Origin of the sequence: Sphingobium boeckii (assembly GCF_014199215.1) — a bacterium.
GTDB classification, from domain to species: Bacteria; Pseudomonadota; Alphaproteobacteria; order Sphingomonadales; family Sphingomonadaceae; genus Sphingobium_A; species Sphingobium_A boeckii.
On sequence record NZ_JACIJC010000004.1, the window covers coordinates 135,455 to 158,796 of the forward strand.

Genomic DNA, 23,342 nt, shown 5'->3' on the forward strand with positions numbered 1-23,342 from the left:
CGCGTGCGCGTGATTCCACAATCATGTGACGTAAAGCCGACGCCGGTTTCGTCGGGATGCCGACAAAAATGCGGCTGCCCTTAAATGTTCCTGAGCCTCGCCGTTATCCCGGTTGTGGCTGCTGCGGGTTTCTTTCTGGCGGCCGGGGAATTGAAGCGAGAAAGGATCTAATATGACCGTAATCAACACCAATGTGAGCGCACTGCGCGCCTCCACCGCATCGCGCAGCGCCGACAAGGCATTGGGCACCGCCATGGAGCGTCTCTCCACCGGCAAGCGCATCAACAGCGCAAAGGACGACGCAGCGGGCCTGGCCATCGCCACCCGCATGACTTCGGAAATTCGCGGCCTCAATGCAGCGGTGCGCAACTCGAACGACGGCATTTCACTGGTTCAGACCGCTGAAGGCGCGATGGGCGAAGTGACGAGCATGTTGCAGCGTATGCGCGAACTGTCTGTTCAGTCTGCCAACGGCACGCTGACCACCGAAGATCGCACCAATCTTCAGGCGGAAGTCTCGCAGCTCATCAGCCAGATCGGCGATGTTTCCAGCCGCACCAACTTCAACGGCACGTCGCTGATGGCAGCGTCGACCTCGATCACGATCCAGACCGGCAGCAAGGCTTCCGAAACGGTTCAGTTCAGCATCGGTTCGATGACGACGGCTTCGCTGGGCGTTGCCGCCACGACCGTCGCCACAGCAGCCGGCGCAACCGCAGCGCTGACGGCAATCGATACCGCGCTGACCACGGTCACCACGGAACGCGCCAATCTCGGTGCCGTCCAGAACCGTCTCGACGCGACGATCAGCAATCTGACGAACCGCGCCACCAACCTGACGGAATCGCGTTCGCGCATCGAAGATGCCGATTTCTCCGAGGAAACCACCAACCTCGCCAAGTCTCAGATCCTGAGCCAGGCATCGACCGCGATGCTGGCCCAGGCCAATCAGAGCCAACAGAATGTGCTTAGCCTGCTTCGTTAAGGTCCCACGAGCCGAAGCAGGTGGCTCCCGGCGCACCCCACGCGCCGGGAGCCCCAGTTTGAGTAAGCGTAAGGAAAAGGGCTCCGCAATTGCGGAGCCCTTTTTTGTTTGGGGTTTCAGCGAACGGTAACCTCAGCTTCAACCGTTTGTGCCGAGCGCAGTCGAGGGACGTGGGAGACTGTCACCGCGTCCCTCGACTGCGCTCGGGACAAACGGAACTAGAGACTCAATGCCAGGCGGAAAGCTGCAACCTCAAGCGGTCCAGCGCCACCTTCTTGATCTGGCAGACGCGCGCGGCGCTGACGCCCAGCACTTCGCGGATTTCCTCGAGATTGAGTTCTTCGACGAAATAGAGCTGGAGCACCAGCGCCTCGCGTTCGGGCAGATCGCGGATACCCGCTTCGATCGCATCGCGCAGCGCCGAGCGCTCCAATGCGTCGTCGGCGCGGTCTTCCACATCGGCGAACCACAGCGAGTGATCCGAATAAATCTCGTCGAGTGATTCATGAACGCTGCCTTCCGAACCATCGACCAGCGCGCGATAATCCGCGGCGTTCAGCCCCATGGCCTCGGCCATTTCAGCCTCATGCGCATGACGACCCAGCACGGACTCCAGACGCTTGCGCGTGGCCGCCAGTTCGCGGCGGCGGCTCATGGCGGAACGGCATATGGTGGCCTGGCTGCGCAATTTGTCGATCATCGCGCCGCGGATGCGCATGGAGGCATAGGTGCCAAAGGCATAGCCGCGATCTTCGTAGCCATTGGCCGCCTCGACCAGCGCCACCATGCCGATCTGCACCAGATCCTCGACATCGATCGCCGATGCCACGCGCCCGTGCACATGCCACGCGATCTTGCGGACCAGCGGCATATGCTGACGGATCAGCGCCTGCGGATCCTGCCGCGCAGGATTGCGGCCGTAGGTGGCGGGCTGCACCGAAAGCTCAATCGGCATCCTGCATCTCCAGCGCGAAGAAGCGATCGCCGCCGATGGTCGGCGCGATGCGATCCCTGTCCAGGGCGACCGCGATCCGCTGAATGGCGGCAGAGGCGCGCGATTCAGGAAAGGCATCCAGGCAGCAATGCTTGCGGAACACCGCGGCGCGCATATGTTCGTCGCGCGGGATGGAGCCGAGGAAATGCAGTTCGGACGTGAGAAACCGTGAGGCCACATCGCTGAACCGGTTGAACAGATCGCGTCCCGCCGCTTCGTCATCCACCGTATTGGCGATTACCGAAACCGAACGGCAGCCATATTCAAGCGTGAGCAGCTTCAGCGTGGCATAAGCGTCCATGAAGGTCGTCGGTTCGGCGGATACGATCAGCAGCACGCGATCCGAATCCGCGATCGTCGAGACGCCCTGCGGCGACACGCCGGACGGCGTATCGACGATCACATAATCCAGCGCATGGGCGCGCAGCCGCATCTCCAGCGCGAGCCGGCGACGCAATTTGTGGCGCGAGGGCGGCAGGCTGCCGGCGCTGCCGCCGGGGATCAGATGAAGCCCGCCCGGCCCCTGCAGCATGATCGATTCCAGATCGGCATGGCCTGCGGCGAACCGCTCCAGATCGACACCCGCATTAATGCCCAGCATGATCGCGGCATTCGCCATGCCGAAATCGCAATCCATCAGCATCGTGCGGCGGTTCATCCGCGCCAGCGCCACGCTGAGGTTCACGGCGATATTGGTCTTGCCGACGCCGCCCTTACCGCTGGCGAACGCGATCACGCGCGCACGTTCATAGGCGCTCATGATACGGTCTCCCTGATGGCGATGGGCTGGGTCTGATCGCCGCCGATCACGGCGACGACCTCAACCGGTTTGGAATCCGGAATTTCAAGAAAGCTCAAGACGGGCGCATCATGCAGATGAGGGCCGAGCAGCCGTGCAAGCGCGGGCCGCGCGAGCGGCGACGTCACCAGTGCGAAAGATCGTGCCGCGCCCAGCAGCGGCTGGGCGGCACTCATCACGGATTCGATGATGCGGTTGGCCAAAGCGGGATCGAAAGGATGCGCGGCATTGGGATCCATCCGTACCGCCTGCGACAGCAGCGATTCCAATCCCGAATCGAGCGTGATCACGGGGAGCGGCATCTTGATCGGCACGATACGCTGAATGATGATCGCGCCGATCCGCTTGCGCACCTTTTCGAGCAGCGGGCTGGCGCTGGTTTCGTCACGTGAAGCCTCCACCATGGCTTCGGCAATCCTGCGGAAATCCTTGAGCGATACGCCCTCGGCCAGCAGCGCGCGGCACAGCGACATGATATCGGTCAGCGACAGAGGTGAAGGCGTGAGGCCGGAGACGAGCTGCGGCGCAGATTCCTTGAGCGCCTCGACCAATTTATCCGTCTCATCCAGGCCGAAAAGTTCGGCGGCATTGTTGATCACGAGTTGATTGAGGTGCGTGGCGATCACGGTAGCGGGATCGACCACGGTATAGCCCGCCACGATCGCGTCGCTACGCTGATCGGGGGAAATCCAGCAGGCATCCAGGCCGAAGGTGGGATCCTTGACCGGACGGCCCTGCACCTGAATTTCCACCTCGCCGCTATCCAGCGCGAGCAGATCTTCCGGCCAGATTTCATCCTCGCCCAGCACGACACCATTGACGACGATCCGATAGCTGTTGGGCGCGAGCGAGAGATTGTCGCGCACGCGCACCATCGGCACCACAAAGCCCAATTCGCGCGAAAGCTGGCGACGGATGCCCGTGATCCGGCCCATCAGCGGCGCATTCTTGCGCTCATCGACCAATGCGACGAGACCGTAACCCAGATCGAGGCTGAGCGGCGCGGAATCGCTCACGTCATTCCAGTCGATCGTGGCGGGCGCAGGTTCGGCCCGCAGTTCATCGGCCGCCGCGGCGCTCGCATCGGCTTCGTTCGGTATGCCCATCCGCCAGGCGAAAAAGCCGCAAAGCGCGGCTGCACTCAGCATGATGAAATGCGGCATACCCGGCAATATGCCGAGAAAACCCAGGATCGCAGCGACGGGCACCCAGGCGCGGCGCGAACTGAAATCGCTGGAAATCTGCGCGGAAAGATCAAGCGGCGAGGTGACCCGGGTGACGATCGCGGCCGCTGCGATCGAGAGCAGCAAGGCGGGCACCTGCGCCACCAGCGCATCGCCGATGGCAAGCAGGATATAGGTGGATGCAGCCTCGCTGAAGGAAAGACCGTGGCTCACCACGCCCAAAGTCAGGCCGCCCAGGATGTTGATGACCAGGATCAGCACGCCGGCAACGGCATCGCCCTTTACGAATTTGGAGGCACCATCCATCGAGCCATAAAAATCGGCTTCGGTGGCGACTTCCTGGCGACGCGCCTTGGCTTCGTCGGGTGTCAACAAACCGGCGTTGAGATCAGCGTCGATCGCCATCTGCTTGCCGGGCAAAGCATCCAGCGTGAAGCGCGCCGAAACCTCGGAAACGCGGCCCGCCCCCTTGGTGATCACCACCAGATTGATGATCATCAGGATGCCGAAGACGAAGAGGCCGACGACATAATCGCCGCCGATCAGGAAGCTGCCGAACGCCTCGATCACATGACCCGCGGCATCCGGCCCTTCATGCCCATCGACCAGGACGACGCGGGTGGAGGCGACGTTCAGCGAGAGACGAAACAGCGTCGCGAACAGCAAAACCGTAGGAAATGACGAGAAATCAAGCGGTTTTGCGGCGTTCAGCGAGACCATGAGGACCGCGAGCGCGACGATGATGCTGGTGATGAATCCGATATCGAGGATGAAGGCCGGGATCGGCACGATCATCAGGCCGACGAGCGCCAGCGTGGCGAACGGCAGGATCGCTTTACGCGCTGCGTCGCCCCAGATCCGTGTGCGGACCCCGCTCATGCGCGATCACCCGCATCGCGGACCCGCAAATTCCCCCACCGCGTCGAAAACATGACACCTCCGCCCCAATTGCGGAGATCTCAGCAATTAGCGTGCCAGTCAGCTTAACTGTTTATAAGGAGCCTGACGCTGCTGACCATTGCGGTCATAGGCGAGCGCGGCGACATGGCCGGGTCGCAGCGCGGCGAGCGCCTCGAGCTGCCGATCCGCGGCGTCGCTCATCACATTGGCTTGCATCCGCGCGGATTCCGCCACGGCCAGCGCCTTTTTCAGCGTGGCGCGCAATTCGGGTGTGGCCCGCCACGCCCCAACACCGCGCACCGCATCGACAGCGGCGGCAACTTCGGTGACCGCGGTCTCGATCGCGCTGCAATCGCGTCCGCCCAGCGCACGCGAGAGTTTTTCCATGCTTTCAAGCACCACCTCGGGCGCGGATTTCATCATGCGTCAGCCCTGCGCGCCCAGATCGAGATCGATCATCTTCTGCGCGATCTGCCGGGGATCGATCCGATAGCTGCCGTCAGCGATCTGCGCCTTGATCCGCGCCACGCGTTCGGCGTCTACCGGCGGCCCGGCGGCCACGATCGTGTCGATCGTCGAAGGCTCCACGTCCGCGCTGCGGGCGCGGCCAACCGCTTCCGTGCGCGCGACGGGTCTTCCATCGGATACAGTCTGCGCACGGCCCGGCTCAATGCGGCCACCCAGCGCCTGTCCTATTCCCTTGATCATTCGATCCTCCTTGGCATTGCTGCCCAATTCTTCCGCTCAAGGGGTTTAACGGCAATCGTTTCGATTTGTTAAGACCCCGGAATGCGAACAACGCCCTCGCGGACCACTTCAACCATCATAGGCGCATTTTTCGCTCCGCCACGCACGCGAATCCGGGCACCGATGCGCCCATCCTGCTCGGCAATCGCCTGAGAGGAGACCGAAAAAAACTTTCCACCCGCCACGAGTTCGACCGGATCACCTTTGCGGATCACCAATTCGCCCTGGTCCAACTGCCCCTGTGCTGAAGCGCCGCCCGCCGCGCGCATCAGCGGCACGCGAATGCGCCAGCCCAGCGCCGCGCAGCGCACCGCGACTGCGCCCAGATTGGGTGGGTCATAGGCCAAGGGATCTGGGCAGGACGCCAGTTTCAGGCGGCGGTCGATCGGCGCGGCAGGGCCGCCCGGCTCGCCAATGCCCGCCCCCAGTTCGGCGACCAGGCCGGATTCCAGCCGCGCCACATTTTCGAACGACTGCGCCATGACAGGCGCAGCAGCGCCGGCCATCAACATCATCGTCATGTGTCGGAAAACCGTCATCTTCATCGATCTTGCCCCATTTGTCATCCTGACAAGCAAGGATTGCGCCATTTAGCGAGAACGATGCCGCACCGTGATCCGCTGATCCCCCGCCACAGTGGCCGCAGCGTCCATGTCGATATCGATCGCATCCGGCGCGATGCCCGCCAGCGAAAGATGTCGCGCGACGGCTGCGGCGCGCGCAGCGGATAGCTCCCAAGTGTCAAACCGCGCCCCAGCATGGGATTGGCCGATGCTGGTGACGATCACCCTGCCCTCGCTCGTCCACTGCCCGGCAAGCGCGTTCAGATCCTTCTGTGCACCGGGTTTCAACACGGCCTCGCCGGTTTCGAAGATCGCATCTGCCGCATAGCCGCCGGCAACTGCGCGTGATGTCTTGGGGCCAAGCGCATCACCGATCCCCTGGACGATCCGGTCCGCATCGCTTTCCCGTGCATGGAGCATCACGAAAAAGGCGAGCAGCAGCAGGATGAGATCCGCAAAGCTCAGCAGCCAGCGGGGTTGGGCGGCGATCTTCATTGCGCGACGCGAAGTTTGGGCACCGGCGCGACCGGCTTGGCCTCCAGTTCCGCCACCGCCAGCGTCTCCAGATGATCCAGCGCGCGGCGCTGCCAGGCCAGTTCATGCGCGGAGAGACGCTCCAGCCGCCGCGCGATCGGCAAAGCGATCAGATTGGCGATGATGATCCCGTAAAGCGTGGTGAGCATCGCCAGCGCCATCGGGCCACCGATCGCCGCGGCATCGTCCATCGCGGCGAACATGAAGACCAGGCCGATGATCGTGCCGATCATCCCCATGGCGGGCGCTGTTTCCGCCGCCATCGTCCAGAAATCGATCGCGATGGCGTGACGACGGCGCCGGTCTTCGAGCTCTTCCTCCACCCAGCGCGTGAAAGCGGCAGCCGATGTCGCATCGGACAGGCGGCGCGCCGCCAGGCGGAGAAAGCGCTGCGCGGTCTCCACCCGATCGGCGCAGGCGATGCTGCGGGCTTCGGCGATCCGCTCGATCAGGCGAACGGCGCGCATCGCGGCGATCTCATCCTGTTCGGGGGCTGCACTGAACAGCGGGCCGAATGCGGCAAAGGCGCGCGACAGTCCGGCGCGATCGAAACGGGAAAGCACCACCAGCATCGTGCCCGCAAAAACCAGCAGAAAGGACGTGAAATCAGCCAATTGCGCCAGTTTTTCAAGCATCGCCATTCCCCAGAATGCCCCGACCGGCAATGACCGGCAAAAGTTTGCCGCCCCCGGCAATTTCTTGCCGGTTACGTTTGGATAACCATCGTTCACCCCAGCTTTTCCGGGGTTTTTCGCACTTTGGCACACCCTTTGCTGAATAGGGGCCATGAGGCGCTCAAGCTGAATAACGGCAGCGGCGGCGAAGGTTTAAGTGGGCAAAGTTGAAGTGGGGCAATCGATGAGCATCACGCAGGATCTGTTCGGCATTCATGGCACGGCGCTTGCGCTGCGCAGCCAGCGGCTGACCACGCTCGCCTCCAACATCGCGAACGCCGCCACACCCAATTACAAAGCGCGCGACATCGATTTCACCAAGGCACTGGCGATGGCCGAAAGCGGCACAGCGGTGAACCAGGCCGGCAATGAAGCGATGGGCTATCGCATCCCGCTGGAATCCTCGCTCGACGGCAACACCGTGGAGCTGGGCACCGAGCAGACATTGTTCGCGGAAAATGCGGTGCAATATCGCACCACCCTTTCCTTTCTGCAGGGCCGCATCGGCACGCTGATGTCAGCGATCAAGGGAGAATAAGCGCATGTCCAATTCGCTTTCCGTATTCGATATCGCCGGGCGGGCCATGTCCGCCCAGATGGTGCGCCTGAACACCACCGCCTCCAATCTCGCGAATGCCGGATCGGTTTCCAACAGCAAGGCGACCGCATTCCGTGCGCTCAAGCCGGTGTTCGAAACGGTCAATGGCAATCCGGGCGAGGCCACGGTGCGCGTGCGTCAGGTGGTCACGTCGCAGACCGAGCCGACCAAGAAGCACGATCCCGATCATCCCATGGCCGATGCCAATGGCGATGTGTGGCAATCAGGCGTCGATAGCGCGGCCGAGCTGGTCGAGATGCTGGAAACGGCGCGGCAATATCAAAACATCGTGCAGGTCCTTCAGACCGCGAAAACTCTGACACTCGACACATTGAGGATGGGCAAATGAGCACCATTACGGGCAATTCGGCGCTTGATGCGCTGACCACCACCACGAACACGGCCAAGAGCAGCACGCTCGATCAGGAAGCATTCCTGAAGCTGATGACGACGCAGTTGAAGACGCAGGATCCGTTCAATCCGGTGGATAACACGCAGATGGTTGCGCAGATGGCGCAATTCTCCAGCGTCGCCGGCATTTCAGAAATGAACCAGAGCCTGAAGGGTATTGCCGAAACGCTCACAGCTTCGCGCGTGGGGGATACCGCGAGCTGGATCGGTCACCCGGCGCTGGTCGCTTCGGACTCCGCGCCGCCACTGGCGGACGGCAGCTATGCAGGCGAAATCGCCATCGCCGAACCCGCGAACAACGTCACGGTCAGCCTCGTCGATGCCAACGGCCAAGTGGTCCACACCGAAGCGCTCGGCGCGAAGGCGGCGGGCAACTTCGCGTTCAAATGGGATGGCAAGGCCGCCGACGGCACCCCCACCACCGGAACGCTGCAGATCGTGGTGAATGCCGAGGGATCGGCCGGCAAGATCGAAGCCGCCACCGCGGCCTGGACCCCGATCACCGGCGTGCAATCGCCCGCCAGCGGCAGCGCCGCCTCGCTTGTCACGCCGCTCGGGCTGATCGCGCCCGAAGAAGCCATCCGCCTCGGCTGAACCCATTTCCTGAACGGAGAATAACATGTCTTTCTACACCTCGCTTTCCGGCCTCAAGGGCGCGCAGACCGATCTTTCGGTGATCGCCAACAATGTGGCGAACGTCGGCACCGTGGGCTTCAAGCGCAGCCGCACCGAATTCGGCGATCTGGTATCGTCCTCGCCGATGCAGTCGGGCAATGTCGCTGGCCAGGGCACGCGCCTCAAGAGCATCACGCAGCAATTCGGCCAGGGCGGTTTCTCCGCTTCGGATCGGGCGCTGGATCTCGCGATCAGCGGCCAGGGCTTTTTCGCCACTCGCAGCGATGGTGCCGGTGGCCGTCTGAGCTACACCCGCAACGGTGCATTCGGGCTGGACGACCAGCGCAACGTGATCGATGCGCGCGGCAATTTCCTCCAGGTTCTGCCGGTCGATTCCTATGGCGTCGTCACCGCCACCGGCATTTCCGCATCGCGCAACCTTCAGGTGCCTTTGACCTCCGGCCAGTCCCAGGCCACGTCGAACATCGACATCACGGTCAATCTGCCGTCGGACGCGCAGCTCCCGGCAGACCGCGCGGTCTACAACACCGGCAATCCTTATGAATTCGATCGGTTCGATCCCAATAGCTATAATTTCTCGTCTGCGACGAGCGTTTACGACGCAGCCGGCAACGAGCTTCCCGCGACGGTCTATTACACGCGGACCACCGCGCCGGCGGCGGCTGATCCCAATGATCCGAACTCGGTGCCGACGACCGACAGCACCTGGCAAGCGCGCATGTTCGTGGGCAGCACCGAGGTGACCGGGACCACGCCGATCGAAATGACCTTCGATGGCAATGGCAATCTGACCGCGCCGACCGGCGGAACCACACTGCCCAACATCCAGCCCTCGGGCGCGAGCGGCCCGCTGTCGCTCACGGTCGATTTCGGCACCGCGACCCGCCAGGCCGCAGGCGCTTTCTCTCTGGGCAATTTCGCGCAGGACGGCTTTGCCGCCGGCCAGTTCGACAATATCTCGGTCGGCTCGGACGGTCTTGTCACCGCCACCTATTCCAATGGAGACAGCCAGGCGCTCGGCAAGATCATGATGGTGAACTTCGCCAATCCGGCAGGTCTCCGTCAGCTCGGCGATGCAAGCTGGAGCGCCACGGGCAATTCGGGCGAGCCTTTAGTGGGTGAAGCCAGCAGCGCCGGCTTCGGCGTGCTGCAATCGGGTGCGCTGGAACAGGCCAATGTGGATATCACCGAGGAACTCGTCGCCCTGATCTCCGCGCAGCGGAATTTTCAGGCGAACGCCAAGGCGATCGAAACAGCGAACACGCTGACCCAGACCATCGTGAACATGCGGAGCTGATAAGCCATGGACCGGCTGATCTACACCTCTCTCTCGGCGATGCGCGGCGCGATGTCGCAGCAGACGACGACCGCGAACAATCTCGCGAACGTCAACACTGTGGGCTTTCGCGCCGAAATCGCCAACACGCAGGCGCTGTGGCTGAACGGCCCCGGCTTCGACGCCCGCGCGCCGGCCTCCGAAGAAGTGAAGTCAGCCGACATGAACGCCGGCGCGGTGTTCGAGACCGGCCGTGCGCTGGATGTGGCGATGGATGCCGACGCATTGCTTTCGGTGCAGGCCCCCAATGGCGACGAGGCCTATACCCGCCGCGGTGATCTTCAGCTTGATGACAGCGGCTTGCTCACCACGGGTGACGGTCACCCGGTTCTGGGCGATCAAGGCCCGATCGCGCTGCCGCCCGCAGACGAGGTGCGGATCGACAAGGATGGTTCGATCTGGATCATCCCGACCGGCGGCGACATCAATCAGCCACAAAAGGTGGATCGTCTCAAACTGGTTTCAGCGCAGGGTTCGCAGACCATCAAGGGCATAGACGGCCTGTTTCGCGTCAATGGCGGCGGCGCTCTGCCCGCCGATCCGCAGGCGCAGGTCACGTCGTCCAGCCTCGAAGGCTCCAATGTCAACGCCACCCAGGCTCTGGTCGATATGATCGACGCCAGCCGCGCCTGGGAAACCCAGATCAAATTGCTCACCACCGCGCGCGAGCTGGATACGGCCTCGGCCGATCTGATGCGCCTGCCCGCCTGATAATCTCAAGAACAGGGATAGAAACACATGACCAGTTCCGCTCTCCACGTCGCCCGCACCGGCCTTGACGCCCAATCGGCCCGGATGCGCGTGATCGCCAACAACCTGGCGAACGTGAACACCACGGGCTTCAAGCGCGATCGCGCCAGCTTCGAGACCTTGGCCTATCAATCGATCACCGCGCCGGGTGCCACCTCTTCGGGCGAAAACAAATATGCCACCGGCCTGTCGCTGGGTTCGGGCGTGCAGATGACGGGCACATCGCGGATCGATACCGCCGGATCGCTGATCACCACGGGCAATGCGCTCGACGTGGCGATTGAAGGCAGCGGCTATTTCCAAGTGCAGATGCCCGATGGTCGCATCGGTTATACCCGCGCCGGCAATTTCAATCAGTCGCCCGAAGGCAAGATCATCACCGATGACGGCAAGCCGCTCATTCCGGAGATCAGCATTCCCGAAGGCGCGCAAGCCATCACCATCGGCGCGGACGGCACGATTTCCGCCACCCTGCCCGGTGAAAGCGAAGCCACGGAACTCGGCAAGATCGAGACCGCACGCTTCATCAATCCCGCGGGTCTGTTGGCGCTTGGCGACAACATCCTCGTCGAAACGGCGGCGTCCGGCTCCCCACAAGTCGGCGCCGCCGGAATCGACGGTCGCGGGACCATTCGCAGCGGCTCGCTGGAAGGATCGAACGTCAATGTCGTCGAGGAACTCGTCGACATGATCGAGACCCAGCGCGCCTATGAGGTCAATTCCAAGATGATCTCGGCGACCGACGAGATGCTCAAATATGTCAATCAGCAGCTTTAAGGCGCTTGATCTGATGACAACCCGCATTTCCTTTGGCGCTGGCATCGCCTTCATCGCCGTGGCCGCCATGATGGTGGCCACGGCACCCGTTTCCGCGAAAAAAAAGCAGGTCGATCCCGAATTCGCGCCCACCATGTCCGATCCGCTTCAGGCACGGCCCACCAATGGCGCGATCTTTCAGGTGGCCAATGGCTATGCACCGCTTACCAGCGGCAATCGCGCAGCCTCGATCGGCGATCTGGTCACGATCCTGCTGGTGGAACGCACCCAGGCGGTGAAGACCGCGACGCAATCGACCGACCGGCAGGGCGATATCGGCCTGACCCCACCCGCCACCGGCCCGCTGTCGCTCTTCAATCCGAGCGATGTGGCCATGAGCGGCGGTGCCACCTTCGCCGGCAAGGGCCAGGCCACCCAGTCGAACACGCTGCAGGGCGAGATCACCGTCACCGTGGCGGCGGTCTATCCCAATGGCACGATGCTGGTGCGCGGCGAAAAGCGCGTCACGCTCAATCGCGGCGACGAATATATCCGGATTTCCGGCCTGGTCCGCCAGATCGATATCAGTGCGGACAATCGCATCGCTTCCACCCGCGTTGCGGACGCCCGCATCGTCTATTCGGGCAAGGGCGACATCGCCCGGGCCAGCAAACAGGGCTGGCTGCAGAGCTTCTTCTCAAGAATCAGCCCGTTCTGACGTTAGGACATATGATGAAACGCTTTCTGACCCTTGCGCTGCTGATCCTGGCCAGCCTTTCCACCCCGGCCTTTGCCGAGCGGGTGAAGGATCTCGGCCAGTTCGAAGGTCTGCGCGTCAACCAGTTGACGGGCTATGGCATCGTCGTCGGCCTGGCCGGTACGGGCGATGACAGCCTTGAATATGCCACGCAGGGCATGAAGGGCGTGGCATCGCGCTTCGGCATCACGCTGCCCGCGGGCGTCAATCCGGCGCTGAAGAACAGCGCGGCCGTGATCATCACTGCTGATCTGCCCCCCATGGCCAAACCGGGCCAGCGCCTGGACATTACCGTGTCCGCATTGGGCAAGGCGAAATCGCTGCGCGGCGGCACGCTGATGATGAGCCCGATGCGGGGCGCGGATGGCCAGATCTATGCGATGGCGCAAGGCAATCTTGCGGTGGGCGGCCTTGGCGTCGAAGCGGCGGACGGATCGAAGCTCTCGATCAACATTCCTTCGGCGGGCCGCATCCCTTCGGGTGCCACGATCGAACAGGCCGTGCTCAACGGCTTTGGCGATACCCCGCTGCTCACCTTCAATCTGGCCGAAGCCGATCTGACCACCGCCCAGCGCGTGGCGCAATCGATCAACGCTTCGATCGGCATGGGCCGCGCCCGTGCCATGGACGCCGTATCGATCGCGATCGAAGCGCCCACGGGTGTCGAAGGGCGCTCCACGCTGATGAGCCAGATCGAAAACCTCTATGTTGATCCCGCCGATGCGCCCGCGCGCGTCATCGTCAACGCCCGCACGGGCACGGTGGTGATCAACGGTGCCGTCCGCATCCGCCCCGCCGCCGTCAGCCATGGCAAGCTCACCGTGAAGGTGGATGAAGATCCCCGGATCGTCCAGCCAGCGCCCTTCTCCAAGGGCGAAACCGCGCTTGAACCGTCCAGCACGATCACGGTGGAAGAGCATCGCTCCCCCATGTTCGCGGTGCAGGAAACGGCGTCGCTGTCCGATATCGTCAAGGTGGTGAACGCCATCGGCGCATCGCCGGCCGATCTGGTCGCGATCCTGGAAGCCCTGAAGCAGGCGGGCGCCATGAAGGCGGAGCTGGTGATCCTGTGACCTCGGCGCTCTCCTCCATCACCGGCGCCGCGCCCGGCCAGTCCCCGCAGCGCGCGCAGCTTGAAAAGGCCGCGCAGGCTTTCGAAGCGGTGTTCGCACGGCAGATGATCGGATCGATGCGCTCGCCCAGCCTTGGCGAAGATCTGTTCGGCAGCGACGCGGGCAATCAGTTTCGCGACATGCAGGATTCCAAGCTGGCCGAGAGCATGGCCACCAGCGGATCGCTCGGCATCGCGCAGATGCTGCTCAAGCAATTCGAGGGCATGGTTCCCGCCACCGACAAAGGTAAAGCCACATGAGTGACCTGCTGCGGATCGGCTCGCTTGGCGTATCCGCCTATCGCGGCGCATTGGCGACCATCGGCGATAACGTCGCCAATGCGGAGACCGAAGGCTATTCGCGGCGCGATGTGAGCTTGCGCGAAACCGCGGTGCTTGGCCCCGGCATGGCACTCTATAACAATATCACGGCGCTTGGCGGCGTGCAGATCGATGCGGTGGATCGTGCCTGGGATGCGTTTCGCGCGACCGACGCACGCCGCGCCGGTGCCGATTCCGCGCGCTCCAGCGCCCAGACCCGCTGGCTCACTGTCACCGAAACAGCGCTCGATACCGGCACTGCGGGCGTCGGCGCACGGCTGACCGCATTTTACACCAGCGCCGATACGCTGGCAGCCGATCCCAATGGCGCAGCGCCCCGGCGCGGCATGTTGATGGCGTTGGATGATGTGACCGCGGCCTTCCGCACCAGCGCCGAAGGGCTTGAGCAGGCGGCCAAGGGCGTCTCCGCCGAAGCCGGCACCACGACCACGGCGATCAATAACGATCTTCAGGCGCTCGCCAATGTGAACACTGCCATTCGTCGCGTTGCGACGGGCACGGGCTCGCGCGCCGAACTGGAAGACGAGCGTGATCGGCTGCTCGATGGTCTGAACCAGAAGATGTCGATCGATATCACGCTGGACGCCAAGGGCGCGGCCAGCATTCGCGCCAATGGCCCCGGCGGGCCGGTGCTGCTGGAGGGCAATGTCGCAGCGATCGTCCAGTCGCGCACCGCCGCTGATGGCCGGATCGCCCTTTCCACCACGTTCGCGGGCGAAACCAGCACGTTGTCGCCTGCGGGCGGCTCGATGGCCGGGCTGGTTTCATCCGCAACCGCGATTGCCGATCGGCGCATCGCGCTGGATAGCATCGCCAATGATTTCGCGGGCCAGATCAATAGCTGGTCGGCAAATGGCCTCGATAAGGCGGGCAATCCCGGCCAGGCGCTGCTGACGACCACCGGGGCCGCCGCAATGGCGCTGAACACCAGTGATCCGGATATGATCGCGGCTGCAGCACCCGGCGGAGCGGCAAATGGCAATCTTCTGCTGCTCCAATCCCAGCGCACCGAATCCGGCGCGGAAGCGCGTCATGCCGAATTGGTGACCCAGCTTGCCCAGCAGCTTTTGTCCAATCGCACGCAGGAAAGCGCCTTCAAGGCGCGGCATGAAAATTCGCTGGCCGCGCGGGACGAAATCGCGGGCATCGATCTCGATCGCGAAGCCGCCGAACTGCTGCGCTATCAACAGGCTTACAATGGCTCGGCAAAGGTGATCCAGATCGCCCGCGAGACCATGCAATCCATCCTCGATATCTTCTGACGGAGCGCGACATGATCATTGGCAGCCGCCATCACCTCAATGCCGAGATCGCCCGCCAGACGCGGCTGTCCCAGGCCGTGGCCCGCATCCAGACCGAGATTTCGGAAGGCAAGAAGATCCTGGCCCCGTCCGATGATCCCGTCGGTGCCGCCCGCGTGACGCAGATCGGGCAGGCGCAGGCGAATGAAAAGGCTTGGGCCGCCAATGCCGATGGTGCCGCGGCGCTTGCCGGGCGCGTTGAAACCGCGCTGACCAGCATCGGCACCGCGGTCGATCGCGCGGTGGAACTGATCACGCTCGCGCGGTCCACCACCATGAGCGCGGAAGACCGGCAGAATTACGCATCCGAAATTGCCGGTCTCGCAACCGATATCGCCGAGCTTTCCGCCCAATCGGATTCGCGCGGCCAGCCCTTTTTCGCCAATGGCACCCCGCTCTCCATTCCAGTGGGCAAGACGAGTGCCCTGCAGGCCAATCCATCGTTCGAATCCGTCTTCGGGCCTGCCGGCAGCGATCTCGTTTCCACGCTGAACGCGGCCGTCGCGGCGCTCCAGTCCGGCAACGACACCGCCATTGCAGGCAGCCTGACCGCGGTTCAGGGCGCGCAGGAGCGGCTGACCGATGCCCGCGGCGAACATGGTTCGCGCGCGGCGCTGATCGATCAGGTGCGGGAGCGTTTCCTGGTCTCCGGGCTGGCGCTCAAATCGGAGCGTTCGGATATCGAGGATACGGACATCACCGAGGCGACCCCGCGCATGAATGCCGCGATCCTGACGCTCGAGGCGGCACAGGCCAGCTTCGTGCGGATCAACCGGCAGACATTGTTCGATCTTCTTGGATAAAATTTCGAGCTAATATCACGTTAACCGTAAAGCCGCGGCCCGCTCTGCCGTTAATCCCAAGAGAGACATAGTTACCGGCGGCCTTTTGTAATCGCCGCTTCGCGTATCACGGGGGTTCTTTAATGTTCGCAGCAATCGGTCTCGTGATCCTTCTCGTCATGGTGTTCGGCGGGTTCATGATCACCGGCGGCGATCTCGGCGCAGTGATGCACGCCGTGCCCCATGAAATGCTGATCATCGGCGGTGCCGCCGTCGGCGCGATGGTCGCCGGCAATTCCATGAAGGAATTGAAGGCGCTGGGCGGCGTGATGGGCAAGATATTCAAGGGACCGAAATATAAGAAGCAGGATTTTCTGGATGTGATCTTCCTGGTCTCCGCGCTCATGAAGATGATGCGCACCGATGGGCCAGTGGCATTGGAGCCGCATATCGAGGAACCCAAGACCAGCACGATCTTCGGCGAATATCCCCGGCTTTTGAAAGACGACACGCTGGTTCATCTGATCACGGATACGCTCCGTCTGGTCGTCGTATCTTCCGGCACGCTTGATCCTCATGCGGTGGAAGAGGTGATGGATAACAGCCTCAAGACCCACCATCACGATACGATGCAGCCTGCCGAAGCGCTTCAGACGCTGGCCGATGCCTTGCCCGCGCTCGGCATCGTCGCCGCCGTGCTCGGCGTGGTGAAAACCATGGGCTCGATCGATCAGCCGCCGGCAATCCTGGGCGAAATGATCGGCTCCGCGCTGGTCGGCACATTCCTGGGCGTGCTTCTGGCTTATGGCATTGTTTCGCCCTTCGCCAATCGCGCCAAGCAGGTGATCGAGGCGGATGACGCCATCTATCATGTGGTGAAACAGATGATCATCGCATCGCTGCACGGCCACCCCATCCCGCTCGTCATCGAAGCCGCGCGGTCTGGCATCACCCATTCCAACCAGCCCGCCTTCGCCGACGTGTTCGATGGTATGCGCGGTCGCTGATCCATGGCGAAGGCACCAGCAAAACGGGGCAAGAACGAGCCCGAAGTTCGCCCGATCATCGTCAAGAAGATCATCGCGGGCGACCATGGCGGCCATCACGGCGGCGCATGGAAAGTGGCCTATGCCGATTTCGTGACCGCGATGATGGCCTTCTTCCTTTTGCTCTGGATCCTGGGCGCGACCACCGAGAAGCAGCGCAAGGGCATTGCGGATTACTTCACACCGACGCTGATCGAGATGCGCCAGAAGAGCGCCGGATCGAACGGCGCGTTCGGCGGGCAATCCATCGTTTCGCGTGACAATTATGCGCACAAGGCCGCGCAAACGGGGTCCAAGGGCATCACAATGCCCAAGGATGCGACAGGCGGCAACAAGGACGGTGCGGGCGAAAAACGGATGCGTGAACGCAAGCGCTTCCAGATGCTGCGCAAAGAGCTGACCGAGCGCATGAAGCGCGACAAGAAACTGAGCCGTCTGCTCAAGAACGTGCGCTTTACAGAGACACGCGAGGGGCTGCGCATCGATCTGATCGACGAGGCCGATTTCTCGATGTTCAGCCTGGGCACCGCAACCCTGCTTCCCGAAGCACGACGGCTGCTGGGCGAAGTGGCGCGGGTGATCGACGGCATTCCCAACAATGTGATCGTGCGCGGGCATACCGATGCCCTGCCTTACGCTTCGGGGCGGAGCGGCAATAACTGGACGCTGTCTGCCGCACGGGCTGAATCGACGCGCCTCGCGCTCAATTCATCGGGCGTCATCCCGCAGCGTTTCGCCCGGATCGAAGGCGTGGCGGAGCGCGAACCCTATGTGCCGGGCAATATCTATGATCCGCGCAACCGCCGCATGTCGGTCACGCTGGCATGGATTTCGGACAGTGCGAATATGGATGCCGATCCCGCAGCGCCCGTGGAACCACAGGCAGCGCCGCAGAAAATCGCGTCTAAGTGAGCGAAGAGACCACGAGCATATAGGCCAGCCGCGCGGATTGCGGATTGGGCCGCAGCATGTCCATCGGACGCGCCTCGAGTGTATCGGCGGTGTCCAATTCGGTCACAGCCTCCTGCTGCGCGATATGCCCGCCCCAGGTCATTCCGTCTGCCGGCGGCTCCGCCATGAGCCGCAATCCCGGCGCAAACCCGCCGGCATAGGATGGCGCAACCACAGCCGCGGCAGCACCGCTGCCGCCCAGCTTGTTGCCCATCAGCGCATAGACGTCCGCAAAGCTGCGGGCCTCACCACTTCTGGTGTAAAAGATCGAGCGATTGGCCGCTGCCTCGCGCGGAAATTGCGCCGCGGCGGCGGCGTCGGGGGTCGCGGCGGCGGCTTTCAGGAAGCTCGAAGCGCCGCCCGCCCCCAGGAAATGCGCAAAATAGAGATCGGTCGCATTGGGCGTCCGCCCGATCCGCCGCGTCAGATAATCGGCATTGTCCGATGCAAATTCGGCGGCCATCGCCGCGGACGCATCCGGATCATAGCGCATCGCCAGAATGGCGCGGCGCGCCTCCGGATCGCTCACGGTATAACGCCCGTCGGAACGCTGCTTGATCGCCTCCGCTGCGGCTTGATAGCCGTGTGCCGCACCGTGTTTCTTCACCGTGCTCAGCCAGCTTTGTTCGATAAATTGATACAGCCCTGCCGCCGAAGACGTCTTCGCCTTGGCACCGGGATCGAGGCTGCTTTCCACCCGCGCCTGATTCCAGAGATAATCGAAGTCCACGCCGGTGCGCTGCGAAGCCTGGCCGATCGCATAGGAGATTCTGGCATCCGCCATACCTCCAGCATTGATCGGCTTGGCACCCATGAATTTCCCCGAACGCGTTACCGCCCAGAGCTAAACAAATCCGGTTAACAAAACCCTAAACTGTCAACTAATGATACACTTCCGCGTTAACACTTTCAGTGACTGTAATTATGTGTTTTTCATCGCTATGAGCCGCCCCCGGCAACTAAACATATGGCGTTGCCGGACGTTATCATGATTAACAAGCACGGTTTAACAACGGTTGTTGATGAGTGCGTCCGTTCAGCATACCGAACCAGATAGTGATCGCCGGGGAAAATTCTTTGAAAGATGGCATCGAACCGAAAGCGTTGGCGCAGACTGCCATCGCGCTGATGAACGAGGCGCTGACTTTACTGGATCGCGCCGAAGCATGGGAAGCGAGCGCGCATCTCGATCTGGCGATCCGCAGGCTCGAGGCGTGGGATTATGATGTCCAGAACATCGCCGGCGAGGCCTGACCGACGTTAACGCCTTCGTCAGTGAGTAATCGACAGATAGGCCACCATCTTCTCATCGCCCTTGCGGGACAGAGTGATCGGCGTATTTTCCGATATCGGCAGCGCCGGATAGCCTTCGATCAGGCCTTCGCTCCGCAACACCCGGATCCAGCGCATCACGCTCGACCACCCCGCATTGATATCGACACATATGTCCGCGGCCAGCAGCGAGCGGCGATCCTCCTGCGCGATATAGACTTCCAGCAGAATATCCCAGCTCGGTTCGGCAAACAGGCCGGCGCCAAATAGAGATGCCCGGATCCGGCGCGCATCCTTCATGCGGATGGCAGCGCTGAGCAGCGATCCATCACCAGCATCGTGGCCGCCGCGCACCACGCGAAGATCGAAAGCGTTATCGCGCATCCCAGGCATCCCGGGGCATTTGATCCGGCCGGCGCAGGCGGCGAGCGTGAAGATCGATCAGCGCGGCGCGATTGGCCACGCCGCCCTTGGGCAATTGTTCGAACGGCCCGGGACGGTTCCACACACCTTCCGGACGGATCAGCACCATGGGATCAGCGCCGAAGCGGATCGCATCCTTGGTGGGTTCCACGTCCATATACATTTCGCGATATTCCACGTCCGCAAACCAGAAGGGTGCCTTGCCTTCGATCAATCGCGCGCCGAAGCGGCTCCATGCGGGCACCAGATCCGCGCGACTATGTGCGTAGAGCTTGGAAAAGCCCTTTTCTCGGCAATGATCGATGCAGGCGCGGACTAGCTCGAACATCAGCCGCGTCTGGCGATATTCGCGCCGGACCGCCAATCGCTCCAGCTTTGCGAAATCCCCGAAATAGCGGATCCGCGCACAGCCGGCCGGATCGCCGTCGATCGTGCCCAGAAGCTGGGTGGCGCAGAAGTCATTGCCATCATATTCTTCTTCATAAGTGGCAAATTGTTCGGACATGTAGGTCGCCGATCGCACCGCAAAGACCCTCATCACATCCTCGATCGTGCGGGCGATGGTCACCTTGATCTTCGGGCGGCGCGGCCGCGAAGGCGCGATGCTCTGCTGCGGATGGATCACCAGCGCCCATGACGGCGCATCCGGATAGAATTGCGTCGCCGGCAGGAAACCGATCGATTCCTGGATACGCGCGGACACCGGATTGACGGCGCGCGAGAAGAGCGAAACACCGCCGCCAATCTCTTCAAGCGCCTGGAGCAGCCGCAATCCATCGACCATGCGGCCGGGCGCATAGACCAGCCATACATAGATGGCGAGCGGCGCTTCGCCGGCCTCCACGATCCACGACGGATCGGGACACAGGCCATCGAAAGCGCCAGAAGCCATGGCTTCGACGCCAAGCGTGTTGAGGGGCAGAAATGCGATGAAAGGCCATTGAGCGATATTATCGCCCCGCCGGATCACGCGAAATACCGTTGCATTGCGTCTCCGGATCGCTTCGATACGCGTTGCTTCCGCAAGCACCATATGCGCACTGGCAATCCGGAGGGCTTCGCCGACCTCCGCGTCGTTCGGTATTTCGATCCGGTTTGATGACCCTGCTGATCGTCCCAGCCATTTGTAGAAGCTGGGCGTGAAAGCCAGGCTGTTCACGTTGCCGCTTGTGCCGGGCTTTCCAAATACAGCTTCCATTGCGTTTCTACCCCTCATGCGGCAAACCCCTCGGAGCCGCTGGAGGATGAGATACCGGTGAGACCACCCGATGCCGTGAACAAGAAAAGTGAACACCCTGTTCAAGCGCCGCACAGCGCGCAGGAACGGCTGCTTCCTGCCAATCTCCGGTGGGACGATCTCAACGCTTTCTTAACCGTGACGGAGATCGGCAGCCTCAGATCGGCGGCGACTATGCTGAATGTGTCGGTCAATACGGTGCGGGCGCGAATCGCGCGACTCGAAGGCTCCATGAACGAAGTCCTGCTGGAACGCTCGCCCGATGGCGTGCGGCCCACCGCCGCGGGCCGCCGCATGGGCGATCTGGCCAAGAGTATGCGCGGTGCCACGATGGACGCGCTGTCACACGAAGCCGGATATGAACTGCGCCGTCCGGGCGAGATCCGCATCGGGGCGAGCGAGGCGATCGGATCGGGCTGGCTCACGCCACGGTTGCTCGATCTGCAGCAACAATTTCCCGAACTCACCGTATCACTGATGTGCGATTATGACGTGCATTCGGAGCGCAGCGCCGATCTCGATATCGGTCTGCTGTTCACATTGCCGCGCAATCCCGAGCTTGTGGTGAGCAAGCTGGCAACGCTGCATTTCATGCCCTTCGCTTCACGCGGCTATATCGAGCAACATGGCGTCCCCAAATCGCTCGACGATCTGCGCAATCATCGCTTTATCGAGCAGGTTGCGCCGGGCGTGAATTCAAGCCTGCTCGATCATCTGATCGGCAGTGACCGGCCGGTCGGCTTCCTGCCGATCCGCACCAACTCGAGCCTTGCCCTCTTCTGGGCGGTGGCGAGCGGTGCCGGCATCGCGTTCATGCCCACCTATGTCATGGGGATCACGCGCAAGCTGATCCCGATCGACCTGCCCGCGCAGCTCCGCTTCGATCTCTATTATTATTATCATCCCGAAGCCCGCCATTCGCCGCCTGTGATGGCCGGCGTCTCATGGCTGCGCTCGGTCTTCGATCCGGATCGCTATCCCTGGTTCAGGAACGATTTCGTTCACCCGTCCGAATTCAACCCGTCCACCCATGCGAGCGGCAACGTCGTGCGCCTGTTCGAGCCTCTGATCGGCGACGACCTGATCTGAACCCGCAAACGCCGTTCGGACTAAGCCGGTCGAAGGCAAAATAAGGCTTCGACAGGCTCAGCCCGAATGGTTGTTCTATTCGGTTCGCCTTACAGGCAGACCCGATTCCGCCCCGAATGCTTGGCCCGGTAAAGCGCCATGTCGGCCTGATGCAGCAGATCTGCCGCGGTCGACTCGTCGCCGAGTTGCGCCACCCCTGCCGAAAAGGTGACCGTGCCGATCGGCAGTTCAGTGTCCATCGCCACCAGCTTCTTCAGCGCCAGCGTCTCGCGGATGCCATCCACGATCTCGATCGCCTTCTCAACGGTCTGATCCCTGAACAGGATCACGAATTCCTCGCCCCCATGCCGCGCCACATGGCAGCTTCCGTTCGCGATGCCCGCCAGGATGCCCGAGATATATTTCAGCACGCGATCGCCCGTGGCATGGCCATGGGTGTCATTGATCACCTTGAAATGATCGATATCGCAAAAAGCGACGCTGAGCGGCGTGCCACGCGCCCGGCAACGGGCGATGGCCTGCTCGAGATCATCATTGAACGCGCGGCGGTTGGGCAATCCGGTCAGCGGATCGGTCTCCGCCAGCCGCTCCGCGGTGCGGACGCGCTTTTCCATCTTCGCCAATTGGCCGGAAACGCCGCGCAATTCCTGCTCGGCTTCCGACGCCTTCTGAATCATCGCCTCGGTCAATTGCATCAGTTGGTCGACGTCCGGCGATCCGCGCGTCTGCCGCGTTTCGCCCAACTCGGTGCGCAACGCCACGCCAAAGGCCGCGACATCCTCGCGTGACCGTTTGACCACCTTGCTACCATCGGCAATGCCTTCGCGCGCCTGCACCAGCAACCCGGCCAGATCGTTGGCGACGCTGCTCGCACGATATTCGGACAGCAGCAAAGCGGCCGATTCCTCGGTCAGCCGCCCATCGCGGACAAGAGCTTCGTCCACGGCGATGCTCAAGCTGTTCAGCGGCGAGACGAAATAGGTCCAGGCGAGATGAAAATGGTCCGGATTGGCATCAAGCCCGTGTTGCTTGAAGAATTGAAAGATTTTGCGGCTGGTGTCATCCAGCTCGATCGGCGGCGGGATATCCGGGCGCGTTTCCGGTTCGGCCTGGTCCCCACCATCGCCGATCCATCCGAGCAACCGCGCAAACCATCGGGGACGA

Annotated in this window: 28 protein-coding genes; 16 read left to right on the forward strand and 12 right to left on the reverse strand. The window is 62.5% G+C overall.

Annotation, left to right across the window (positions count from 1 at the left end; genetic code table 11):
- Window positions 1-172: 172 nt before the first annotated feature.
- Window positions 173-985 carry a flagellin N-terminal helical domain-containing protein gene (locus FHS49_RS12210; RefSeq protein ID WP_184018912.1) on the forward strand — a complete coding sequence of 271 codons (813 nt, stop codon included), beginning with the start codon at window positions 173-175 and terminating at the stop codon, window positions 983-985.
- Window positions 986-1,211: 226 nt separating this feature from the next.
- Here FHS49_RS12210 and FHS49_RS12215 read toward each other — a convergent pair whose 3' ends face one another.
- The 8 genes from FHS49_RS12215 to FHS49_RS12250 form a co-directional block, all read right to left on the reverse strand.
- Window positions 1,212-1,940: a sigma-70 family RNA polymerase sigma factor gene (locus FHS49_RS12215; RefSeq protein WP_184018914.1), complete on the reverse strand. Its 729-nt coding sequence runs from the start codon at window positions 1,938-1,940 to the stop codon at window positions 1,212-1,214.
- Window positions 1,930-2,739, reverse strand: coding sequence for a nucleotide-binding protein (locus FHS49_RS12220; protein ID WP_184018916.1), 810 nt, complete (start codon window positions 2,737-2,739; stop codon window positions 1,930-1,932). The genes FHS49_RS12215 and FHS49_RS12220 overlap by 11 nt, the downstream gene beginning before the upstream one ends.
- The gene (gene flhA, locus FHS49_RS12225) at window positions 2,736-4,841 is read right to left on the reverse strand and encodes a flagellar biosynthesis protein FlhA (protein ID WP_184018918.1); all 2,106 of its coding nucleotides are present in this window, start codon (window positions 4,839-4,841) and stop codon (window positions 2,736-2,738) included. Before flhA ends, FHS49_RS12220 begins: the two co-directional genes overlap by 4 nt.
- Window positions 4,842-4,940: 99 nt before the next feature.
- Window positions 4,941-5,285, reverse strand: coding sequence for a hypothetical protein (locus FHS49_RS12230; protein ID WP_184018920.1), 345 nt, complete (start codon window positions 5,283-5,285; stop codon window positions 4,941-4,943).
- Between the two features lie 3 nt (window positions 5,286-5,288).
- On the reverse strand, window positions 5,289-5,570 hold the full coding sequence (gene flgM, locus FHS49_RS12235) for a flagellar biosynthesis anti-sigma factor FlgM (RefSeq protein ID WP_184018922.1): 282 nt from the start codon (window positions 5,568-5,570) through the stop codon (window positions 5,289-5,291).
- 68 nt (window positions 5,571-5,638) lie between these two features.
- Entirely contained in the window at window positions 5,639-6,148 is a 510-nt protein-coding gene (locus FHS49_RS12240) for a flagella basal body P-ring formation protein FlgA (protein ID WP_184018924.1), read from the reverse strand.
- Window positions 6,149-6,199: 51 nt separating this feature from the next.
- Window positions 6,200-6,667, reverse strand: coding sequence for a flagellar motor protein MotB (locus FHS49_RS12245; protein ID WP_184019798.1), 468 nt, complete (start codon window positions 6,665-6,667; stop codon window positions 6,200-6,202).
- Window positions 6,664-7,347, reverse strand: coding sequence for a MotA/TolQ/ExbB proton channel family protein (locus FHS49_RS12250; protein ID WP_184018926.1), 684 nt, complete (start codon window positions 7,345-7,347; stop codon window positions 6,664-6,666). The genes FHS49_RS12245 and FHS49_RS12250 overlap by 4 nt, the downstream gene beginning before the upstream one ends.
- A gap of 217 nt (window positions 7,348-7,564) precedes the next feature.
- On the opposite strand from FHS49_RS12250, the gene flgB reads away from it, so the two are divergent.
- The 13 genes from flgB (at window position 7,565) to FHS49_RS12315 (ending at window position 18,118) form a co-directional block, all read left to right on the forward strand.
- A complete protein-coding gene (gene flgB, locus FHS49_RS12255; RefSeq protein WP_184018928.1) occupies window positions 7,565-7,918 on the forward strand; it encodes a flagellar basal body rod protein FlgB in 354 nt (117 codons plus the stop codon).
- A 4-nt stretch (window positions 7,919-7,922) separates the two neighbouring features.
- Complete coding sequence (gene flgC / locus FHS49_RS12260) at window positions 7,923-8,327, forward strand: flagellar basal body rod protein FlgC (RefSeq protein WP_184018930.1); 405 nt, start codon at window positions 7,923-7,925, stop codon at window positions 8,325-8,327.
- Entirely contained in the window at window positions 8,324-8,983 is a 660-nt protein-coding gene (locus FHS49_RS12265; RefSeq protein ID WP_184018932.1) for a flagellar hook assembly protein FlgD, read from the forward strand. Before flgC ends, FHS49_RS12265 begins: the two co-directional genes overlap by 4 nt.
- 25 nt (window positions 8,984-9,008) lie before the next feature.
- Window positions 9,009-10,322, forward strand: coding sequence for a flagellar hook protein FlgE (locus tag FHS49_RS12270; protein WP_184018933.1), 1,314 nt, complete (start codon window positions 9,009-9,011; stop codon window positions 10,320-10,322).
- Between the two features lie 6 nt (window positions 10,323-10,328).
- Entirely contained in the window at window positions 10,329-11,072 is a 744-nt protein-coding gene (gene flgF / locus FHS49_RS12275) for a flagellar basal-body rod protein FlgF (protein WP_184018935.1), read from the forward strand.
- A gap of 27 nt (window positions 11,073-11,099) precedes the next feature.
- Entirely contained in the window at window positions 11,100-11,888 is a 789-nt protein-coding gene (gene flgG / locus FHS49_RS12280) for a flagellar basal-body rod protein FlgG (RefSeq protein WP_184018937.1), read from the forward strand.
- Window positions 11,889-11,901: 13 nt separating this feature from the next.
- On the forward strand, window positions 11,902-12,585 hold the full coding sequence (locus FHS49_RS12285) for a flagellar basal body L-ring protein FlgH (RefSeq protein WP_184018939.1): 684 nt from the start codon (window positions 11,902-11,904) through the stop codon (window positions 12,583-12,585).
- 11 nt (window positions 12,586-12,596) lie between these two features.
- Entirely contained in the window at window positions 12,597-13,697 is a 1,101-nt protein-coding gene (locus tag FHS49_RS12290) for a flagellar basal body P-ring protein FlgI (RefSeq protein WP_425502688.1), read from the forward strand.
- Window positions 13,694-13,996: a rod-binding protein gene (locus tag FHS49_RS12295; protein ID WP_343052974.1), complete on the forward strand. Its 303-nt coding sequence runs from the start codon at window positions 13,694-13,696 to the stop codon at window positions 13,994-13,996. The genes FHS49_RS12290 and FHS49_RS12295 overlap by 4 nt, the downstream gene beginning before the upstream one ends.
- Window positions 13,993-15,339 carry a flagellar hook-associated protein FlgK gene (flgK, locus tag FHS49_RS12300; protein WP_184018941.1) on the forward strand — a complete coding sequence of 449 codons (1,347 nt, stop codon included), beginning with the start codon at window positions 13,993-13,995 and terminating at the stop codon, window positions 15,337-15,339. The genes FHS49_RS12295 and flgK overlap by 4 nt, the downstream gene beginning before the upstream one ends.
- An 11-nt stretch (window positions 15,340-15,350) precedes the next feature.
- A complete protein-coding gene (locus tag FHS49_RS12305; protein WP_184018943.1) occupies window positions 15,351-16,181 on the forward strand; it encodes a flagellin in 831 nt (276 codons plus the stop codon).
- Between the two features lie 122 nt (window positions 16,182-16,303).
- Window positions 16,304-17,167, forward strand: coding sequence for a flagellar motor stator protein MotA (gene motA, locus FHS49_RS12310; RefSeq protein WP_184018945.1), 864 nt, complete (start codon window positions 16,304-16,306; stop codon window positions 17,165-17,167).
- Window positions 17,168-17,170: 3 nt separating this feature from the next.
- Window positions 17,171-18,118 (forward strand): flagellar motor protein MotB, encoded by a 948-nt coding sequence (locus tag FHS49_RS12315; protein WP_184018947.1) that lies wholly within the window; start codon window positions 17,171-17,173, stop codon window positions 18,116-18,118.
- On the opposite strand, the gene FHS49_RS12320 is transcribed toward FHS49_RS12315, so the two are convergent.
- Window positions 18,111-18,941 (reverse strand): hypothetical protein, encoded by an 831-nt coding sequence (locus tag FHS49_RS12320; RefSeq protein ID WP_246350676.1) that lies wholly within the window; start codon window positions 18,939-18,941, stop codon window positions 18,111-18,113. The two genes, FHS49_RS12315 and FHS49_RS12320, sit on opposite strands and share 8 nt — an antisense overlap.
- Before the next feature lie 293 nt (window positions 18,942-19,234).
- On the opposite strand from FHS49_RS12320, the gene FHS49_RS12325 reads away from it, so the two are divergent.
- Window positions 19,235-19,411, forward strand: a complete 177-nt coding sequence (locus tag FHS49_RS12325; RefSeq protein WP_184018951.1) for a hypothetical protein — start codon at window positions 19,235-19,237, stop codon at window positions 19,409-19,411.
- A gap of 18 nt (window positions 19,412-19,429) precedes the next feature.
- Here the strand turns inward: FHS49_RS12325 and FHS49_RS12330 are convergent, their stop codons facing one another.
- Both FHS49_RS12330 and FHS49_RS12335 read right to left on the reverse strand, forming a co-directional pair.
- On the reverse strand, window positions 19,430-19,813 hold the full coding sequence (locus FHS49_RS12330) for a hypothetical protein (RefSeq protein ID WP_184018953.1): 384 nt from the start codon (window positions 19,811-19,813) through the stop codon (window positions 19,430-19,432).
- On the reverse strand, window positions 19,803-21,050 hold the full coding sequence (locus tag FHS49_RS12335; protein WP_184018955.1) for a GNAT family N-acetyltransferase: 1,248 nt from the start codon (window positions 21,048-21,050) through the stop codon (window positions 19,803-19,805). Before FHS49_RS12335 ends, FHS49_RS12330 begins: the two co-directional genes overlap by 11 nt.
- Before the next feature lie 57 nt (window positions 21,051-21,107).
- Here FHS49_RS12335 and FHS49_RS12340 point away from each other — a divergent pair, with 57 nt between their 5' ends.
- Window positions 21,108-22,178 (forward strand): LysR substrate-binding domain-containing protein, encoded by a 1,071-nt coding sequence (locus FHS49_RS12340; protein ID WP_184018957.1) that lies wholly within the window; start codon window positions 21,108-21,110, stop codon window positions 22,176-22,178.
- A gap of 89 nt (window positions 22,179-22,267) precedes the next feature.
- Here FHS49_RS12340 and FHS49_RS12345 read toward each other — a convergent pair whose 3' ends face one another.
- A complete protein-coding gene (locus FHS49_RS12345) occupies window positions 22,268-23,320 on the reverse strand; it encodes a GGDEF domain-containing protein (RefSeq protein ID WP_184018958.1) in 1,053 nt (350 codons plus the stop codon).
- Window positions 23,321-23,342 lie beyond the last annotated feature (22 nt).

Coding starts and splice junctions, on each gene's coding strand:
- FHS49_RS12315 (WP_184018947.1), top strand. CDS start 17,171: ATGGCGAAGGCACCAGCAAAACGGGGCAAGAACGAGCCCGAAGTTCGC.
- flgC (WP_184018930.1), top strand. CDS start 7,923: ATGTCCAATTCGCTTTCCGTATTCGATATCGCCGGGCGGGCCATGTCC.
- FHS49_RS12330 (WP_184018953.1), bottom strand. CDS start 19,813: ATGCGCGATAACGCTTTCGATCTTCGCGTGGTGCGCGGCGGCCACGAT.
- flgB (WP_184018928.1), top strand. CDS start 7,565: ATGAGCATCACGCAGGATCTGTTCGGCATTCATGGCACGGCGCTTGCG.
- flgF (WP_184018935.1), top strand. CDS start 10,329: ATGGACCGGCTGATCTACACCTCTCTCTCGGCGATGCGCGGCGCGATG.
- FHS49_RS12265 (WP_184018932.1), top strand. CDS start 8,324: ATGAGCACCATTACGGGCAATTCGGCGCTTGATGCGCTGACCACCACC.
- FHS49_RS12305 (WP_184018943.1), top strand. CDS start 15,351: ATGATCATTGGCAGCCGCCATCACCTCAATGCCGAGATCGCCCGCCAG.
- flgK (WP_184018941.1), top strand. CDS start 13,993: ATGAGTGACCTGCTGCGGATCGGCTCGCTTGGCGTATCCGCCTATCGC.
- FHS49_RS12335 (WP_184018955.1), bottom strand. CDS start 21,050: ATGGAAGCTGTATTTGGAAAGCCCGGCACAAGCGGCAACGTGAACAGC.
- flhA (WP_184018918.1), bottom strand. CDS start 4,841: ATGAGCGGGGTCCGCACACGGATCTGGGGCGACGCAGCGCGTAAAGCG.
- flgG (WP_184018937.1), top strand. CDS start 11,100: ATGACCAGTTCCGCTCTCCACGTCGCCCGCACCGGCCTTGACGCCCAA.
- FHS49_RS12270 (WP_184018933.1), top strand. CDS start 9,009: ATGTCTTTCTACACCTCGCTTTCCGGCCTCAAGGGCGCGCAGACCGAT.
- FHS49_RS12210 (WP_184018912.1), top strand. CDS start 173: ATGACCGTAATCAACACCAATGTGAGCGCACTGCGCGCCTCCACCGCA.
- FHS49_RS12285 (WP_184018939.1), top strand. CDS start 11,902: ATGACAACCCGCATTTCCTTTGGCGCTGGCATCGCCTTCATCGCCGTG.
- FHS49_RS12215 (WP_184018914.1), bottom strand. CDS start 1,940: ATGCCGATTGAGCTTTCGGTGCAGCCCGCCACCTACGGCCGCAATCCT.
- motA (WP_184018945.1), top strand. CDS start 16,304: ATGTTCGCAGCAATCGGTCTCGTGATCCTTCTCGTCATGGTGTTCGGC.
- FHS49_RS12320 (WP_246350676.1), bottom strand. CDS start 18,941: ATGGCGGATGCCAGAATCTCCTATGCGATCGGCCAGGCTTCGCAGCGC.
- FHS49_RS12230 (WP_184018920.1), bottom strand. CDS start 5,285: ATGATGAAATCCGCGCCCGAGGTGGTGCTTGAAAGCATGGAAAAACTC.
- FHS49_RS12220 (WP_184018916.1), bottom strand. CDS start 2,739: ATGAGCGCCTATGAACGTGCGCGCGTGATCGCGTTCGCCAGCGGTAAG.
- FHS49_RS12240 (WP_184018924.1), bottom strand. CDS start 6,148: ATGACGGTTTTCCGACACATGACGATGATGTTGATGGCCGGCGCTGCT.
- FHS49_RS12290 (WP_425502688.1), top strand. CDS start 12,597: ATGATGAAACGCTTTCTGACCCTTGCGCTGCTGATCCTGGCCAGCCTT.
- flgM (WP_184018922.1), bottom strand. CDS start 5,570: ATGATCAAGGGAATAGGACAGGCGCTGGGTGGCCGCATTGAGCCGGGC.
- FHS49_RS12250 (WP_184018926.1), bottom strand. CDS start 7,347: ATGGCGATGCTTGAAAAACTGGCGCAATTGGCTGATTTCACGTCCTTT.
- FHS49_RS12245 (WP_184019798.1), bottom strand. CDS start 6,667: ATGAAGATCGCCGCCCAACCCCGCTGGCTGCTGAGCTTTGCGGATCTC.